Below are 14989 nucleotides of genomic sequence, written 5' to 3'. Positions count from 1 at the left end.
TCTGTCGTCCGTGATTTCTTCGAATGTTTCCTTCAATGTCATTTTTACTACCCGAAGTTATTTTATCATCTCGCCTAATCTTTAAATACAATACTTGTTAAGAATTCAATTGCAGAGTGCTTTTGATGCGGATGCCCTGAAAACGCCCCTTGCAAGGAATTTCCTCACAAGGGGCACTTTTTTTTCCGCAATGGTTTGAACCGCATCGAAGTGTCGGCTCGAAACTGATTTGACATGTGCACCAATTTTGCAAAGCAAAATCGTGCATCATGGCACTAAGCGTTTTATGCTGCGAGCCTAAGGCTCGTCAGCATGAAAATTATTTATAAAGTTCAACCAGCTTCTGCAAGTGAACAAATCTGTCCTTAGCAGCCTGCTCGTTGCGGTCGAACAAGACCTTAGCTCGCTCTGGGAACTTGCGTGTAAGAGCTGAGTATCGTGTCTCGTTGTTGAGGAATGCCTGGTAAGTTCCGTCGCCTTCTTTTGAAGTGAGGGTGAACGGATTCTTGCCTTCTGCCTTGAGGGCCGGGTTAAAGCTGAAGAGGTTCCCTTCGCAGCATAGCTGCTCGGAGAATCGCTCAAAACCTGTCTCACAGGTTTTGCCCGCCACAGGCGGTCGCTCCCTAAGTAACCAGCCTTGACAGCGGCCTTCATCTCGTCCTGACAGTGGTTCATGCCGCCCTTGACACCGTGGAGCTCACATGGAGCGTATCCGATGATGAGGGAAGGACCGTTGTAAGCCTCTGCTTCCTGAATGACTTTGAGAGCCTGTGCAGGATTTGCACCGAGAGCAATCTGTCCGACATAAACATAACCGTAGCTCATAGCTATTTCAGAGAGTGACTTTTTGCCCATCTCTTTACCAGCAGCTGCGAACTGGCAGACTTCACCGATGTTAGAAGCCTTTGATGCCTGTCCACCTGTATTTCTGGAAGCAAGCTTCCTAGCGTACATCTCTGTATCGAATACCATAATAGGGCGTTCCCCTACGCTTCGCTTCGGGTCAGGCTTTCCGCACTTCCGCTTTCGCTCCATACCGCAAGCAGTACGCCTTCGGCGGTGCTACAATCCTTAACGCAAAAACTATCAGCCCAGTTTTCCTAACTCTTTAAACACTTCCCGTACATTTTCATATTCTTCCCACGGAATATTTTTCAAAATGTCTTGTCTCATGCGGAATTGTTTTGGAGGTGTCCGTATTGAAAAATAAACATCAAATTTTGCTTTTGTTTTTAAACCACGATGCTTCAGATATTTTGAATCTGGATCGGCAATTTCTACAAAAGCATTTCCCTTTTTGATAATTTCAGCATCATAAGTATTCTGCTTTGCAATTGAAGTCAACAAAAATGTTTCAAGCGCGCCGTTTTCATCAAAAGGAATCACGAGCAACAAAACATCAGTAGAAAATGAAATTTTACTCGATGTTTCATCGGTATATGACAACTCAGTCCATTCTCTATTGTGAATTTCAACATTGTTCATAGAGACGCTGTTCAAATCGGAAACAATCTTTGCTTCTGTGCCCGATTCGTCATTATCCGTAACAATCACAATTTTTGAATATCGTTCGTCATCGAGAACCGCATTTTTGTTATTTCTGATAACCGCCGCGAATACTTCTTTTATGTTTGAACAACCGCCAGCAGAAATAATTGTAAGAATATGAGAATCTTTTATAAAATCCCTGCTGTTCACTCCTTTTATGGGCTTAAAACCAGAATCCTTAAACTCTTTCCAACCATTCACCTTAATCATAAAGTACTGGAGCAGAACAAAATCAGTGTCGCCTTCACAAATAATAATCGACTTCATTACCGCAACTCCTGACCGAAGTTCTCATCGGCTTCAATCGCTCGCTCGGCAGAGAGCCGTCTTGCCAAATTTTTTCCGTCAATTTTGTACAATGTGTACAGCGTGATTTCGTCCTTCAAATATGGGTCGGAATTCAACGCGAGGACTTTCTGCAAGGCTTCCTTACTGTGCGTGGTGAGAAAAAGCTGGACATTGTATTTTTTGCATGCCTTGAAAATCCATGTAAAAAGCTTGTCCATAACCGAAGTGTGAATTGCCGTTTCAAATTCATCGATAAGGAGAACTCCGTTTTTTGTTGCCAGAACCGATGTGACAAGCCACAATGCTTTTTTCAGTCCGTCACCATATACAGTGAGTGGCATAAGCCTTCCATATTTTTTGGAACGAATCTGATAGCTGTCTTTCATGGGAAACGGAATTGCATAGTCACGCACGGTCGGCACAATGTCAAGAATATCATCATCAAAAAGCCTTAGAACATCTATAAGTTCTTTGTGTCCGTCATTGTCGCTGAAAATTTCAGCTATCACAGGGCATTCTTCATCATAAACGCTCGGTGAGATATAGTGAGTTATATATTTTTTGTAAGGTTTTTCCGTATTTTCTGCAAACACATCGAAGCGAGTCACATTGTACACATCAAAAGAATCTGCTAACTTTCCATTGCAAAAAAAATCTGTGTGGAGATTTATCAGTTCAGCTTCTGAATATTCTTCACCCTTTTCGCACTCAATGTGTGCAATCTTGCAATATTCCCGCTTGATAGTCTTTTTCTTTGAGATAGAGCCTTTTAATTCGATAAGCAGACTTCCGTTCTTGTCATCTTCTTTTGAATATGCGATGCGCAAATCATTTTCAGAAACAGAATACAAATCCTTTATACTCTCGAAAATCGTTCGCGTGGGATTCGGAAATTTTTCATTCCGCCCAAGCCGTGCCCACACTATGGGAGAATGAGGGTCTCCAGAAGTTTGAAGCACTTCCAAAACGCTTGTTTTTCCAGAGTTATTGTCGCCCGTGAAGATGTTTATTCCAGAGAAACTATCCAATTTGAGATTTTGAATGCCTCGAAAGGTTTCAATATTTAAAGATTTTATGTGTATGTTATTCATTGCGACTTCGCTCCAAGAAATAGTATATCATAAAATTAGATTTTATTTTCAATTCTGTGATTGAACTTAGTGCAGTATTCTGACAACACCAATCATAAAGTTGCTTCTTATGGAAACCATCAAGCTTTTTAGATTTTTCGACAAGTTCAAGCATTTTTGTTTTACATTCTGCAAGCAACTTGTCTTGTTCATCTTGCGCAATTAGTTTGAGATTTTCAAATGGATTCATAGATGCTTCTCCTTCTTATTCTGGCTTGCTCCTTGTATGGGTTAGAAAAGTGCGACAAATTGTCGCAGTTTTAAATCACAGTTCTATTGGTTTATTTTGCTCATTCATTTTGAATTATCTCCCAAAATTCCTTCAAATCCGAAAAGAACATCCCCCCGCAATCACTCTTCATCCTACATTCTGCACATTTTGGCAGATACCGTACCTTCCACGGGGAAATTGACTTTACCACAAATTTTCTATATGGCTCGTCAAACAGACAGAGCGGAAGATTGTAAATCCACGCAGTAACGCCACATAAATCAAGGTAAGCCACCGCTTTTTGCAAGGCAGGCACATATTCTTTCGGGTTTATCCAAAGCTCATCTTTGTTTTTATGAGCCTCAGCCGTCAGTTCCATTCCCATAAAAGCGACATCTTGCACGAACGGCAGATTGCGCCATACAAAACGGGCGTATTCTTCAAGGCAAGAAACATTCAATTTCGTCATCACAAAGCGGAGTTCTATCAGCGTTTCATATTGAGAGATTTTCATCAAGTTTTCTATGACCTTATAAAATGCCGAAGAACCTGTCATTACATTGTGCAATTCATCATATGGTGCATAAACTGGAACACAGAGTTTACATCGGCTCGATTTTAAAATCACTTCACTTGGCATAATCGTTCCGTTGGTTAGAATCGTGATGAAAATCCGTTCGGGCGCGTTCTGAACGACCTGCTCTATAAACTTCATTTTCAAAAGCGACTCGCCGCCAGTAAAACAAATGCCGTCAAGCACATCATAATCAAGATTATCAATGACCCGCTGTAAAATCAAATCGTTATCGGGAGAATCAATGTCAAGTTTTTGCGGGCACATTATGCACCGTTGATTGCATTTTGAAGTAAGGAAAAAAGTAAGTTCCCTGTTTTCAATTCTAAAAAGCAGATGCCGTTTACCGTTCTCTTAAAGCAGAATATCATTGATTTTTTCCGATCCGACTTTGGGCTGATGAAAAACTATGACATCACCGGTTTCAAGAGAGACCGACTTATATTTTTTCTTTCCGGGAATAAGAAGCATTGTATCATCACGCATTTGCCCATCTCCTGAAAAGCGCAAGTTTCTTTTCGTCCGCATCGTGAATCTGCTCAAACACGAAACGGAATAATTCTTTTCTTATCCCGCAGTAAGACTCGTATTCCTCGCCTGCAATATTCTGAATATACCATTTCTTTATGGGGTCGGCATAACAAAATGGACTGTATGCACAATCTTTGCATTCTGTGTAATTTTCAAGCCGACCGTTTTCAAGAATCTCGTTGCGTTTTTCTTTCATGGTGACAAGGCAATTCCTGTCGTTCACATTGCCCATTTTCCAATATTCGTTCCCCATCTCGGAAATCATACGCGATTCATCTGACGGATAGACATCGCCATTCTGTTTTACAATCATACACATCTGACCGAGTGCGCAGGGATTCTGCATATCCACAAATCCGTCATTGAACGGAGAAAATATTTTTCGCAACAGTATTGAAAACATCTCTTCTCGAAGGCAAATGTTGTCGTTCAAATTCCGCTCAACCAGATACAAAAGCGCATTCTTATAAGCGGCAATATAATCTTCAAGTTTGTAGTACACGCTTTTGTTCTGAAACGCACATCCATAATTATTCAGAGGGCGGATAAAAATTGACTCAAAATGGTTTTCAATATAAGTGTCTATAATTTCCGTCATGCGATTAAGATTCAGTGCAGTTACGGTAACAAGCGCAGAGGGATAGATTTTATTTTTCCGAGCCAATTCCACATTTTTTACCAGTGCATCATAAGACGAGGGAAACTGACTTGATGGTCGGTTTTTGTCATGTACCGCTTTTGAGCCGTCAAGAGAAGTGGAAATTGCAATCTTGAACTTTTTTAGGATTCTAAGCTCATGAGCCGTAAGATTCAAAAGATTCGTGCAGATGACATACTCGATTTCCTTATGATATTTGCGGTTTAAATGACGGACACGGCGGACAATAAATTCAATCGTATCAAAACGAAGCGAAGGCTCTCCGCCCTGAAATTCAATCTTGATGTTTTTATGAGGAAGCGCAAAGACAAAATCACAGAAAGCAAGAACCGTTTTGAGCGACATATCATTTTCAGCAGCATTGTTCTTGCGGCTGTTCACTTGGCAATACACGCAACTGCAATTACAAGAAATTGTCGGTACAACCATAAGCAAAAGCGATTCATTTTCAAGATAGGAATGCTTCGTGCTGTATTTTATGTCATAGATGGATCTAAATTCAGTTTCACTAGATTTTTCGCACAGAAAGAAACGAGATTTTAAAAGCTTGCGGGTATTTTCTGAGCAAGTATCGGGATTTTCTTTTAGCCGAGCAAAATCCTCTTTTGAGATAAATAAGTGTTCGCCTGCGGAATTTGTGAGAAGATAGGAATCTGAAAATTGCTCAAAAAAATAATTATTCATTGCAAGTATACCTCAGTTTTCTTATGCAAAAGAATTCTAAAATACAAAGCAATATACAAACTATGCTTATCCAACTTGAAACAGATAAAACTCCGATGAATCCTCTTTGCATGTCTCCACGAAAAAACTCACAAAAAAAACGAATTATTCCATAACCACCAAAATACAAAGGAATGATAAATTCTTTTTTCTGAATAAAAAACACCTGTAAGATAAAAAATAAAATAAGATTCAGCAACGCTTCCAACAACTGGATAGGAAATCGGTATGCATTATGAATGAAAATTGCAGTCTGTCTAGCCCATTCAATACCATAGCAACACCCTGCACAAAGGCAGCCTATCCTACCAATTGCATGAATAAGAGGAGCAACACTCAAAACAAGTGAGAGTATTTCACGGAACAAAAATTTGTAAATCTTTGAGAAAGCTAAAACTGCAATAATTCCTCCAAACAGTCCCCCAAAGAAAACAAACCCGGTTTTAGTAAAAACTGCAAGAAAACCTAAATTCTCAAAAATTCTCGCCAAATTATGAATGTTTACCACAAGAAACAATATTTTTCCGCCGAGAATTACACCAATTTCCACAAAACACATTAAAATAAAACTCTTATTTTCAGAAATTTCAAGTTTCTTTCCAAGATACATTACAATAACTGTACCAATCAAAAAGCCTGCCGCTACACATAACGGATAAAGAGGAACTATAAAACTGAAAACATGTAAATTCGGAAACATCGATATTATTTTTTCACAAGCATTTCAGAAATCATATTTTGAGGTTGTTCAATTTCTTCATCAGCATCAAACGCACAACCATTGCAATCTGAACCGCTGTAATGAGAGCTATGACTTCCACTTTTATGAGAACTGTGAGATGAATGTGAACGATGAGAAGAATGAGAAGTGTGTTTCGCAAATTGCAAAACTCGTTCCAAATCTGAAAACTGACGGAGAATAAAAGCATGATGTTCAGACTCGTCAGAAGCTATTTCTTCACCACTGTTTTGAGAAGATTTCTGATTACTTTTATACTCCGTTTCATTTGCAGAAAATCGTATCGTTGGTAAAACAACAGCCAAAAAGGGAATTAATAGCTTTGGAAATTTCATACATCACCTCAATTCGCAGAAATAAACGCTTCCTTGATAGTCACGATATTTTCATCACTGACATCAAACAGTTTGAGTGTTATTTTGAATTTTTTGTCATCTTGCTTTTCTATAGTTCCATAGCAAACATATGTTGCATGAAGTAGTCTACCATAAATACGAGCCTGTTTGTAATCGTTTATTCCGCCTGATTTCATTATGACTTCATTATCAGTTGCAGAAAGATTTAAAACTGAATATTTTTTACTCTTAAAAGCGTTCGCTAGGATTTTTGCGATTTCTCTACCTTTTTCATTATAAGTTTCCCCTGAATAAAAATCAGCAACAAACAGCTTACACTCATTTGGAAACGCAACAGTGTCTGTAACTGATGAAACTAAATATGAACAAGTTGTTTCTAACTCAGCAAGGTTTATTCCAAGTTTATTTCTATCATATGAATATGGGTCAAAAGCAGTTTTTATCGTCACAGTATTTGATGTGTATGTTTTCCCTGATTCTTTTACAACTATATAAAAAGTATAAGATGTCGAAGATTTTAGATTTCCAACTTTAAAACTCGTTTGCTTGACGGAAAATTCTTTTATGTTTCTACCATCTTGATAAATGGCAGTTGTCAGGCTCGCCGTCGAAGAAAAACCTTCCAAAGTCCATGACAATGAAATGTCCGTTCCCTCTGATTTTTCCGCAGAAAGAGTGATTTTCTTTGTAACAGTAGGAGTTGCAGGAGTTTTTGTTGTGGTTGAAGGAGTCGAATAAGTTCCGCTGCTATATGAACCGCTTGAAGTTCCGCTCGTATGCGATGTGTGGGAATAATGTTTATTAGTTGTTCCGCTTGAATGTGATGAGTGAGATTTATGCGAACTGTGCGATTTGTGTGAACTATGTTTTGCAAATCGTAAAAAGCGATAAGAATCTTGAAACTTTCTCAAAATCGTCTGATGTTCGTTTGAGTTGTCTTGAACAACAGATTTGTCATCATCTGCAGAGACGGAATTTTGCGGAACTTGCTCAAAAAAATTATCGTGCTGTGGAAGTAATGTCGCTATCGCAGGAATAATAAAAGAAAACAATTTCATTACAAACTCCTAATAACTTCTTTTGGTACAACTGCGTACCAATCTGAAGCCAATATAATTTTCTTCAGAATCTTGTCGGTGTTTTGAAGCAAAATCACTTGGACTGACAAATCTTTCTGAACTTCCGTAAAATCCACCGCAAACCAAGCGATAATCCTCGCCGTCACTATCCCAACACCATTCAGCAACATTTCCAAACATATCATAAACGCCAAGCGGATTGGCATCTTTTTGCGCTATTCGGTGTTTTTTTCATCAGAATTCTTAAGATACCAAACAGATGAGTTGAAATTACTCTTTGAGCCGAACACAGTTCTTTTTTCAGCCCCTGTCGCTACCCAATACCATTCTTCTTTTGTGGGAAGCCGATACCCATTCTTTGAAAAATGAGCCTTTACTTTTTTTCCATTTTTTGAAATTTCATATACACAGTCAAGGTTATTTCTTTTGCTTAATTCATTGCAATATGCAATTATTTCAATCCATGATTTATTTACGATAGGAAAGCCAGCATCATCAGCGCATTCTGTTTTGGCAATAATAAAGTCATTAACGCTATATTCTTTTGCACCAATAAAAAAAATTCCCCCAGTTACATAAATTTCTGAAGTGCTTACATACGGGCTAAAATCACTTGCTATGTAATTTTCAAAAGAAATTTCCTTTTCAATATTTGGCTTTATCCCTAACTTCTCAGCCAAAACAAAAGAGATTTCGTCAACTGCTCCATTTTTTCCATATAGATATTCTACTTTTGTGTATTCTTTTGAAGTTGCAGAAGCTTTTGTTCGCCTGTTGTAAGGTCTGTATAATCTGCGGTAATCACATATCCATTATTTGTTTTTCTGACTTTTGAAAACAAGGCAAATTTTGCCGTTGAGATTTTTCCAAGTTCAATAGCCATACTCTCATTACGGGCTTCACTCTCAGCTTCTTGCTGAAGTTTTTTCAATGCGTTCTCAGAATTTGAGTCAACGACCGTTTTCATTTTGAGATAATCTTGCAGATTTGATTTTAATTTATCCTGTACCTGTCCGCCTAACCAGTTTTTCTCTGTTCCATCGATATTCTCCAATGTGGGAAACACAACTTGCACAAGTGAATTAGAATTTTCGCTCATTTTTTGAATCGATGTTGTTTCAGAAATCGTTTTTGTAGAAGTACAGGACAGTATTGCAAAAGACAAAGCAAAAAGCATCATAAATGAAAATATTAAGAATAGTTTGCGTTTTACTTTCCATTCTTATTAAATAATTCTGCCAGTTTCTCAGGAAGTTCTTGCTTCATGACATCTGCAAGTTGCGGATATGCTTTCGTTTGTGCCTTTTCCAATGAATACGCCGTTGTTTTTGTTTCGAGACGGAAAACATCTGCATACACAGAACGACCAGACTTACTTTTTATTTCGATTTTTGCACTCGGCGAAATTGAAAGCGGGTTGTCGCCGACTTTGTTATCATCAACTGTAACAGTAGCCTTATAATTTGCGCTTTTTTCACTTCCAACCAAAGAAAATGGTGTTTCAGAAAAAATTTTTGTTGCTGCCTCAGTCAGAATATTTCCGTAATCTCCTTGCAAAGCCAGAAAGAGCGTACATTTGCCTTTTTCCGTTATGAGAAGATTTTGAACGGAATTAATTGCTTCCCTGTCTGACGAATAGCTTTCTTCAGTTTTTGGGTGAATAATTCTCGCATAATCCAATACATCTTGAAAATCCACGCCCTTTTCTAATGCCGCTGCAAAAAATGAATACTTGAAAACAGGCTCGGTTTCTTTGCGACCGTTATTATACGGTGCATAAAATGCCGCTTTAGCACTCTCAATTCTTGGCAAAAGCAGATTCCATGCATCATCACGCTTTATGTATGCGACACAGTACCAGCATTTTTCTTTTTTATCGTAATAAGGTTCGGTGAAATTTAATCCACTTAGTGTTGCTGTTGAAGAAATTGTCGTTGATTCTTCCAATCTTTGTGAAAAATTACTTTTGCCGTTTATAGAATCTGCATTTGTTTTCGCTTGTACAGTGTTTTCAACGCTTGTTTTAAATAACGAGAAACTTCCGCAATCGCATCGTTTCGGGCAGCTTCTTTTGATTTACCTTCTCCAAGCCCAGAAATGTATGTTTCGCTTGGAAAAACGGCATTTTTATTTGAAATCCATTCAGGTACAGTAACAGTCTTTGCAAAAAGAGAAAGAAGGATGAATATTGATAAGAATGAAATCGCTAAAGAACGCTTAATCATATCAATCATTAGATTGCATTATACCACAGAATCAGGTTTTATTATACATTTTTATAAAAAACACGGTGTGAAAATGCAAATAAACTTTATGCTAAGTCAAATGCCTAAGAATTAATCAAAATAACTTAGTACTTTATACCGTATCGTTGTATTTGTTGCCTCAATAACTTGCAATTTTGCTTTTTGATAGCCAATTATATTTGATTCATTCAAATCATAAGAAATTTCATTTGAAAAAGCAGGTCGGGCATATCCATTCGAGGTTTCTCGATACCCAAATTTTAAAAGATTTCCTGTTTTTCCAAGATATATAAGAGTTCTCTGAAAGGCATCAGGAGAATCAACTGATATATCTGTGTATTTGAAACTAGTGATTTTTGTTTTGCCCGGTTGTACCACATTCATAGCTCCACTCGTATATACATAGTACAATTCTCCACTACCAAGATTATATTCGAGATAATATGCGGTAGCCATAAACTTGTTACCAGAGATTCCGTTTCCTCTGAAATATATTTTATCTGATTTTCGGAACCCTACTTGATACGAACCTTTTTTTACAAAACCATCACAACAATCTGATAAAATTACGATACCTTTAGATGTCACACGAGTCCCTTGTATTATGAGTGTATCACCAATAGCCATAGTAACTTCTGTGTTCAAAGGTGGCTCTGATATGCTTTCAGTTCTGAATGATAGATTTGAATTATTAGGCGGAACCGTTGTACAACCGATACATAATAATGCAATCAATGAAAACATAGCAACAAAAGAAATCTTCATAACTGACTCCCTAATTTTTACTCTAAAAAGTAAAGTATAAATACCTTCAACCATTATTGAAATTTTGCAAGGTATTTATGTCTATAAAATTCACTCTGTAAAGTAAATAATCTTTTTATGAGTCCATTTTGGAAAAATGTTGATGAAGAAATAAAATATCTGAATATGAATCTCAAAACTTTATCTCAAATTTCAGGAGTTCCTTATCCAACAATCACAAACGGGCGCAACAGAGATAACAGCATTCCCGAAATGGAAACGGCTCGAAAAATTGCAGATGCTTTGCATAAGCCATTGGAAGTGCTTTTAGGGATAAGTATAAAATCAAGCGACAAGAATCAAGATTCAAATAATTTAGACGAAAAATCAAAGGCTGTATATTTATATCAAAAATACCAAGACATTATTTCTTTTATGGAAGATTTTCCCGCACCTCTTCGTGAATCACTTCGCAACACAATTGTAAAATTTCACGATTCTTATGAAATTATGAAAGACTAAAATTCACGCAAAACGTCATTCCTATTTAAATTTCTTTACTTGTCAAATCCTTCTCTATTTACAATACTATTTTATATCGATTATAACAAAGTTTTTATAATTAATAAAAGGATTGATTTCATTAGTTGTTATTACCACTTGAAAATTGTTTTCATCCGAAACTAATTTATCTATCATTTCTTGATAATTTTCTCTATCCAATGTTAAAAAACTTGTTTTATCCAGAACTAAAATAGTACCTGCCTCTACTGAATTCTTTTTCGCTAATTGAATAGCTATTTCTAAGAATAATCGTTCTTTTTCAGATGAGCATAGATTATCATAGGAAATATAATCTTCCCTAAAAAGGACATATACATCTTCATTTTTCAGTTTTATACCTTTTATGAAGAATTTCTCATTACCATTTATATAATCAATTAAGCTAGATAAAACTCTTTTTTCAATATTCAAGGCGGATTTTACATCAGCTTCGAAATCATTTGAAAACCTATTGTCGTTAGTTAGATAAATCATATTAAATTTGGGATTCGGTTTAAAAATTTTTTGCCCATTTAATTCAAATTGAATGTTGTTTGTACTAAAAATTTTAAATTCATATTCTAATTCGTTTGAGTCAATCAAAAAAAGAAATTTACTAATGGAAACTGGTTTATTAAATTTCTTATACCATCGATTTTCATGTTTTAACCCAAATAAAGCAGACATCAAGTCAAATATCATACTTTTTCCGATTGGTTTTGGAGAATAAAAAATTGAATTCTTATACACATTAAAAGTATGAGTTCCTTTCATTTGACCAAAATCAATTATAGTTATTTTCTTTAACCTGTTGCGAAGTGTTATTCCTAACTTAGCACGGTTTAAAACCTCTTCTTCATGAATTTTTTTCCACTCTCGTAATTCTTCCGCACTATATGAAGAATAATCTTTATCAATTAAAAAAGAATGTTCCGTACACAACCATATGCCATTTGAAAAAGAAGAACGTTCTTCTTCCGACAATCTAGAATCATATCTTGGTCCGTTTGGTGCAGCAGCTGTTATATGCGAAGCAACACCATTATTTATTGCCTTTTCATTTTCTGTAATAGATGGAAAAGATGTTATTTTATTGCAATTTGGAAATGAACAAATATAACCGGCTCTTTGAGCAAGCAGTCTTTTTACAGTATTACTAAAATCGTCTCTTGATTTTTTGATAGCCATAAAGACAGTATAACACGAAAAATAAATACTAAGAAAAAAATAATTTACTCCATCTCTCCAATCTCAATTCCAATATGCAGAGCAACCCCATTCCGTGTGACAAAGTCCGCGCATACAGAATTTTTCGCTTCATTATAATGTGGTCGCTTCCGATTGCAGATGAACGCTTTCTTAAAAAGAAAATCGTCGATATTGTGAGTTTGCTTGAAAAGTCTAATCGTGTTTTCTAACTGTTCAATGGGCTGTTTTGTATGTTGCTTTTTCCTTTCTTTCAGTTCAACAAAAGCGATTGTCTCTTTTGTATGTAAAAGGCATTCGCATAGCGATTCCTCTTTATTGAAGTTCTCCATGATTTTAATTTTCTTATCAAGAGGGGCGAACTGATAATCATCGCGGTTGTTACACTTTACAATCGCATTCCAAGATTCTTTTTGGTTTTCGTCATAATTTATTTCTGCGGGAGCATTATCGACAAGCCCGAATTCTTTTACAGGTTCGATTTTTTCTGCAAACTTGAAGAAATCTACTTGCAAAATGCCACCTCCAAATCCAAAAGTTGTGAAAAGCGCTCGTTTCCGTCTGCCAAAGCGATATTCAAAAGATTTTCATCTGATGGCAAATTCTCATACGGTTTAAGCAATGCAATCGAACCGTCTTCTTTCGTTTCATAAATAGAAATCTTCTCGCCCGGAACTGCTGATTTCACTGGTACAATTTTTTCGATTCGGTCAGACGGCACACCTTTTTCCAACAACTCCGCTGCTTTTGCGCATTGCGTGAGATATGAAAGCATATATGGGCTATGTGTAGTTATCATCAGCTGGTTATGCTCGTTTGTGTTCATGCATTCCACCAACTCAAACAGCACTTTCCCCTGAGAATCGGGATAAAGATTTTGCTCTGGTTCTTCCACGATATTGATAAAACGAGATGTAATTATAGATAAAAGCTCATCATTTGCTTGCTTTAAAGCCCTTTCATCTCCAGTCTCAATGTCGTTTAGTAAAACTTCTTTCCTTGAGGTAGAATTATACAAACCGAGTGCTGAAAATGCAGAAATAAGACCTGCAATAGAAAAGGTCAGTGAAAGTCCACCAGATGCAATTGCAGAAAGTAATGCTGACAAAACACCAACACCGATTGTATTTTCAAGTTTTTTGTATTCAGTCTCTACCTGTTTTTTTTCATCAAGTGAAAACTGTTGTCTCTTACCATTAAGTGTATAATCAATGAAGTTTGAATAATACCTTGAAATCAGAGATAACGGAACAACAGACTGTATACCGCTCGCAGCCTCGTACAATTCAATTTCATAATTGCTCTTTGTATCAGATATATAGGAGCGATTAGTTCCTTCGTCATATCGATAATAATAATCACCAATCGGCAATTTATATTTTTTTCCGTCCCGTGCCTCGCGTGCTACATCAAAATCACCGATAGTTTCAAATAGATTTTTTAAGACCCCCGCGATAGCATTCGGTTTTGGCAAGGCACTGCAAAAATTCCGCTCGGCAGGAATATAAGCAATCTTTGGTTTTACATATCTTCCATCTTCTCGCTTGATGGTGTCTATTGTTTTTTGAGAAATATGAAATTCATACGAGTCAAGAATACAGTCGATTTCGCTCGATGCAGTCAGATATGACTTTATACAGTGATAAGCCAAATAGTTATTTGCAAATTCATCATAGGTAAGCTCTTCTTTCTGAATTTTTTCACTCTTCAAAGCTTTTTCTAACCACACAAATGTTGAATACAGTTTCGCAATTGTGCTTTTGCCTGTCGCTTGATTTCCGCAGATAACGGTAACAGGCGTGATTTCCATAAACCCGTCATTCTCAGAGAATCCTTCTTTTATCGGTCCAAAATTCTTTACACGCAGTTTAGCCATTCGTCTTGTCCAAAATATGACTCAATTTTAGTACATTTTTCAAAAAGAATATAGACATAAAAAAATCGCCCCTCGCAAGGAATCTTCCTCACAAGGGGCGTTCACATCTTCCCTCATCAGGCATATTCGCCCAATGAAGGAATTTTCTGTCTCAATTCCCCATCGAGGCAACTACCCCGATGAAGAATCAACTGGCTTACTTATACAACTCAACCAGCTTCTGCAAGTGAACGAATCTGTCTTTTGCAGCCTGCTCGTTGCGGTCGAAGAGAACCTTAGCCCGCTCCGGGAACTTGCGTGTAAAAGCAGAGTATCGTGTCTCGTTGTTCAAGAATGCTCGCAAACTTCGTTTGCTAACGAGTTTTTGACAAGCAAAAACTCGCTGAATTTCTTTATAGTGCACATTGATTTTGCTTTTGGATTCTTGCCTTCTGCCTTGAGGGCCGGGTTGAAGCTGAAGAGGTTCCCTTCGCAGCATAGCTGCTCGGAGAATCGCTCAAAACCTGTCTCACAGGTTTTGCCCGCCACAGGCGGTCG

The 14989-nt window shown here is 37.1% G+C and carries 22 protein-coding genes; 1 reads left to right on the top strand and 21 read right to left on the bottom strand.

What is annotated here, in order from left to right; all coding sequences use genetic code 11:
* Positions 1-297: 297 nt before the first annotated feature.
* The 16 genes from IJJ71_RS10660 to IJJ71_RS10590 all read right to left on the bottom strand — a co-directional run bounded on the left by IJJ71_RS10660 (position 298) and on the right by IJJ71_RS10590 (position 10848).
* A complete protein-coding gene (locus IJJ71_RS10660) occupies positions 298-972 on the bottom strand; it encodes a thiamine pyrophosphate-dependent enzyme (RefSeq protein WP_296846929.1) in 675 nt (224 codons plus the stop codon).
* 114 nt (positions 973-1086) lie between these two features.
* Positions 1087-1815 carry a DUF3226 domain-containing protein gene (locus IJJ71_RS10655; RefSeq protein WP_296846928.1) on the bottom strand — a complete coding sequence of 243 codons (729 nt, stop codon included), beginning with the start codon at positions 1813-1815 and terminating at the stop codon, positions 1087-1089.
* Entirely contained in the window at positions 1815-2927 is a 1113-nt protein-coding gene (locus tag IJJ71_RS10650) for an AAA family ATPase (protein ID WP_296846927.1), read from the bottom strand. Before IJJ71_RS10650 ends, IJJ71_RS10655 begins: the two co-directional genes overlap by 1 nt.
* Positions 2920-3156: a hypothetical protein gene (locus IJJ71_RS10645; protein WP_296846925.1), complete on the bottom strand. Its 237-nt coding sequence runs from the start codon at positions 3154-3156 to the stop codon at positions 2920-2922. The genes IJJ71_RS10650 and IJJ71_RS10645 overlap by 8 nt, the downstream gene beginning before the upstream one ends.
* Positions 3157-3256: 100 nt before the next feature.
* Entirely contained in the window at positions 3257-4075 is an 819-nt protein-coding gene (locus tag IJJ71_RS10640; protein WP_296846930.1) for a radical SAM protein, read from the bottom strand.
* Between the two features lie 30 nt (positions 4076-4105).
* Entirely contained in the window at positions 4106-4237 is a 132-nt protein-coding gene (locus IJJ71_RS10635; RefSeq protein WP_296846924.1) for a hypothetical protein, read from the bottom strand.
* Entirely contained in the window at positions 4230-5624 is a 1395-nt protein-coding gene (gene hxsB / locus IJJ71_RS10630) for a His-Xaa-Ser system radical SAM maturase HxsB (RefSeq protein ID WP_296846923.1), read from the bottom strand. Before hxsB ends, IJJ71_RS10635 begins: the two co-directional genes overlap by 8 nt.
* Positions 5617-6363, bottom strand: a complete 747-nt coding sequence (locus IJJ71_RS10625) for a prolipoprotein diacylglyceryl transferase family protein (RefSeq protein WP_296846922.1) — start codon at positions 6361-6363, stop codon at positions 5617-5619. The genes hxsB and IJJ71_RS10625 overlap by 8 nt, the downstream gene beginning before the upstream one ends.
* Before the next feature lie 5 nt (positions 6364-6368).
* Positions 6369-6737: a hypothetical protein gene (locus IJJ71_RS10620; protein WP_296846921.1), complete on the bottom strand. Its 369-nt coding sequence runs from the start codon at positions 6735-6737 to the stop codon at positions 6369-6371.
* Between the two features lie 8 nt (positions 6738-6745).
* Entirely contained in the window at positions 6746-7816 is a 1071-nt protein-coding gene (locus IJJ71_RS10615) for a fibronectin type III domain-containing protein (protein WP_296846920.1), read from the bottom strand.
* A gap of 9 nt (positions 7817-7825) precedes the next feature.
* On the bottom strand, positions 7826-8056 hold the full coding sequence (locus IJJ71_RS14980) for an SUMF1/EgtB/PvdO family nonheme iron enzyme (RefSeq protein ID WP_367113238.1): 231 nt from the start codon (positions 8054-8056) through the stop codon (positions 7826-7828).
* Positions 8053-8517: an SUMF1/EgtB/PvdO family nonheme iron enzyme gene (locus IJJ71_RS10610; protein ID WP_296846918.1), complete on the bottom strand. Its 465-nt coding sequence runs from the start codon at positions 8515-8517 to the stop codon at positions 8053-8055. The genes IJJ71_RS14980 and IJJ71_RS10610 overlap by 4 nt, the downstream gene beginning before the upstream one ends.
* 47 nt (positions 8518-8564) lie before the next feature.
* Positions 8565-9017: a hypothetical protein gene (locus IJJ71_RS10605; protein ID WP_296846916.1), complete on the bottom strand. Its 453-nt coding sequence runs from the start codon at positions 9015-9017 to the stop codon at positions 8565-8567.
* Between the two features lie 29 nt (positions 9018-9046).
* Positions 9047-9784: a hypothetical protein gene (locus tag IJJ71_RS10600; RefSeq protein WP_296846914.1), complete on the bottom strand. Its 738-nt coding sequence runs from the start codon at positions 9782-9784 to the stop codon at positions 9047-9049.
* A 26-nt stretch (positions 9785-9810) separates the two neighbouring features.
* Positions 9811-10071 (bottom strand): LPP20 family lipoprotein, encoded by a 261-nt coding sequence (locus IJJ71_RS10595; RefSeq protein ID WP_296846912.1) that lies wholly within the window; start codon positions 10069-10071, stop codon positions 9811-9813.
* 102 nt (positions 10072-10173) lie between these two features.
* The gene (locus IJJ71_RS10590) at positions 10174-10848 is read right to left on the bottom strand and encodes a hypothetical protein (RefSeq protein WP_296846910.1); all 675 of its coding nucleotides are present in this window, start codon (positions 10846-10848) and stop codon (positions 10174-10176) included.
* A 117-nt stretch (positions 10849-10965) separates the two neighbouring features.
* Between IJJ71_RS10590 and IJJ71_RS10585 the strand changes: the two genes are divergently transcribed.
* A complete protein-coding gene (locus tag IJJ71_RS10585) occupies positions 10966-11349 on the top strand; it encodes a helix-turn-helix domain-containing protein (protein ID WP_296846908.1) in 384 nt (127 codons plus the stop codon).
* A 66-nt stretch (positions 11350-11415) separates the two neighbouring features.
* On the opposite strand, the gene IJJ71_RS10580 is transcribed toward IJJ71_RS10585, so the two are convergent.
* From IJJ71_RS10580 to IJJ71_RS10560, 5 genes are all read right to left on the bottom strand, one after another.
* A complete protein-coding gene (locus IJJ71_RS10580; RefSeq protein WP_296846905.1) occupies positions 11416-12558 on the bottom strand; it encodes a hypothetical protein in 1143 nt (380 codons plus the stop codon).
* A 44-nt stretch (positions 12559-12602) separates the two neighbouring features.
* Entirely contained in the window at positions 12603-13091 is a 489-nt protein-coding gene (locus IJJ71_RS10575) for a hypothetical protein (protein ID WP_296846903.1), read from the bottom strand.
* Positions 13082-14452 carry an AAA family ATPase gene (locus tag IJJ71_RS10570; protein WP_296846901.1) on the bottom strand — a complete coding sequence of 457 codons (1371 nt, stop codon included), beginning with the start codon at positions 14450-14452 and terminating at the stop codon, positions 13082-13084. The genes IJJ71_RS10575 and IJJ71_RS10570 overlap by 10 nt, the downstream gene beginning before the upstream one ends.
* A 196-nt stretch (positions 14453-14648) precedes the next feature.
* A complete protein-coding gene (locus IJJ71_RS10565) occupies positions 14649-14783 on the bottom strand; it encodes a hypothetical protein (RefSeq protein WP_296846899.1) in 135 nt (44 codons plus the stop codon).
* On the bottom strand, positions 14780-14989 hold a 210-nt coding region (locus IJJ71_RS10560), incomplete at its 5' end, for a hypothetical protein (RefSeq protein ID WP_296846897.1). The genes IJJ71_RS10565 and IJJ71_RS10560, both read right to left, overlap by 4 nt.

Source organism: Treponema sp. (assembly GCF_017430385.1).
Taxonomy (GTDB): Bacteria; Spirochaetota; Spirochaetia; order Treponematales; family Treponemataceae; genus Treponema_D.
The sequence above is the reverse complement of the archived record's forward strand: the minus strand, read 5'-3'. Positions and strand labels throughout refer to the sequence as shown.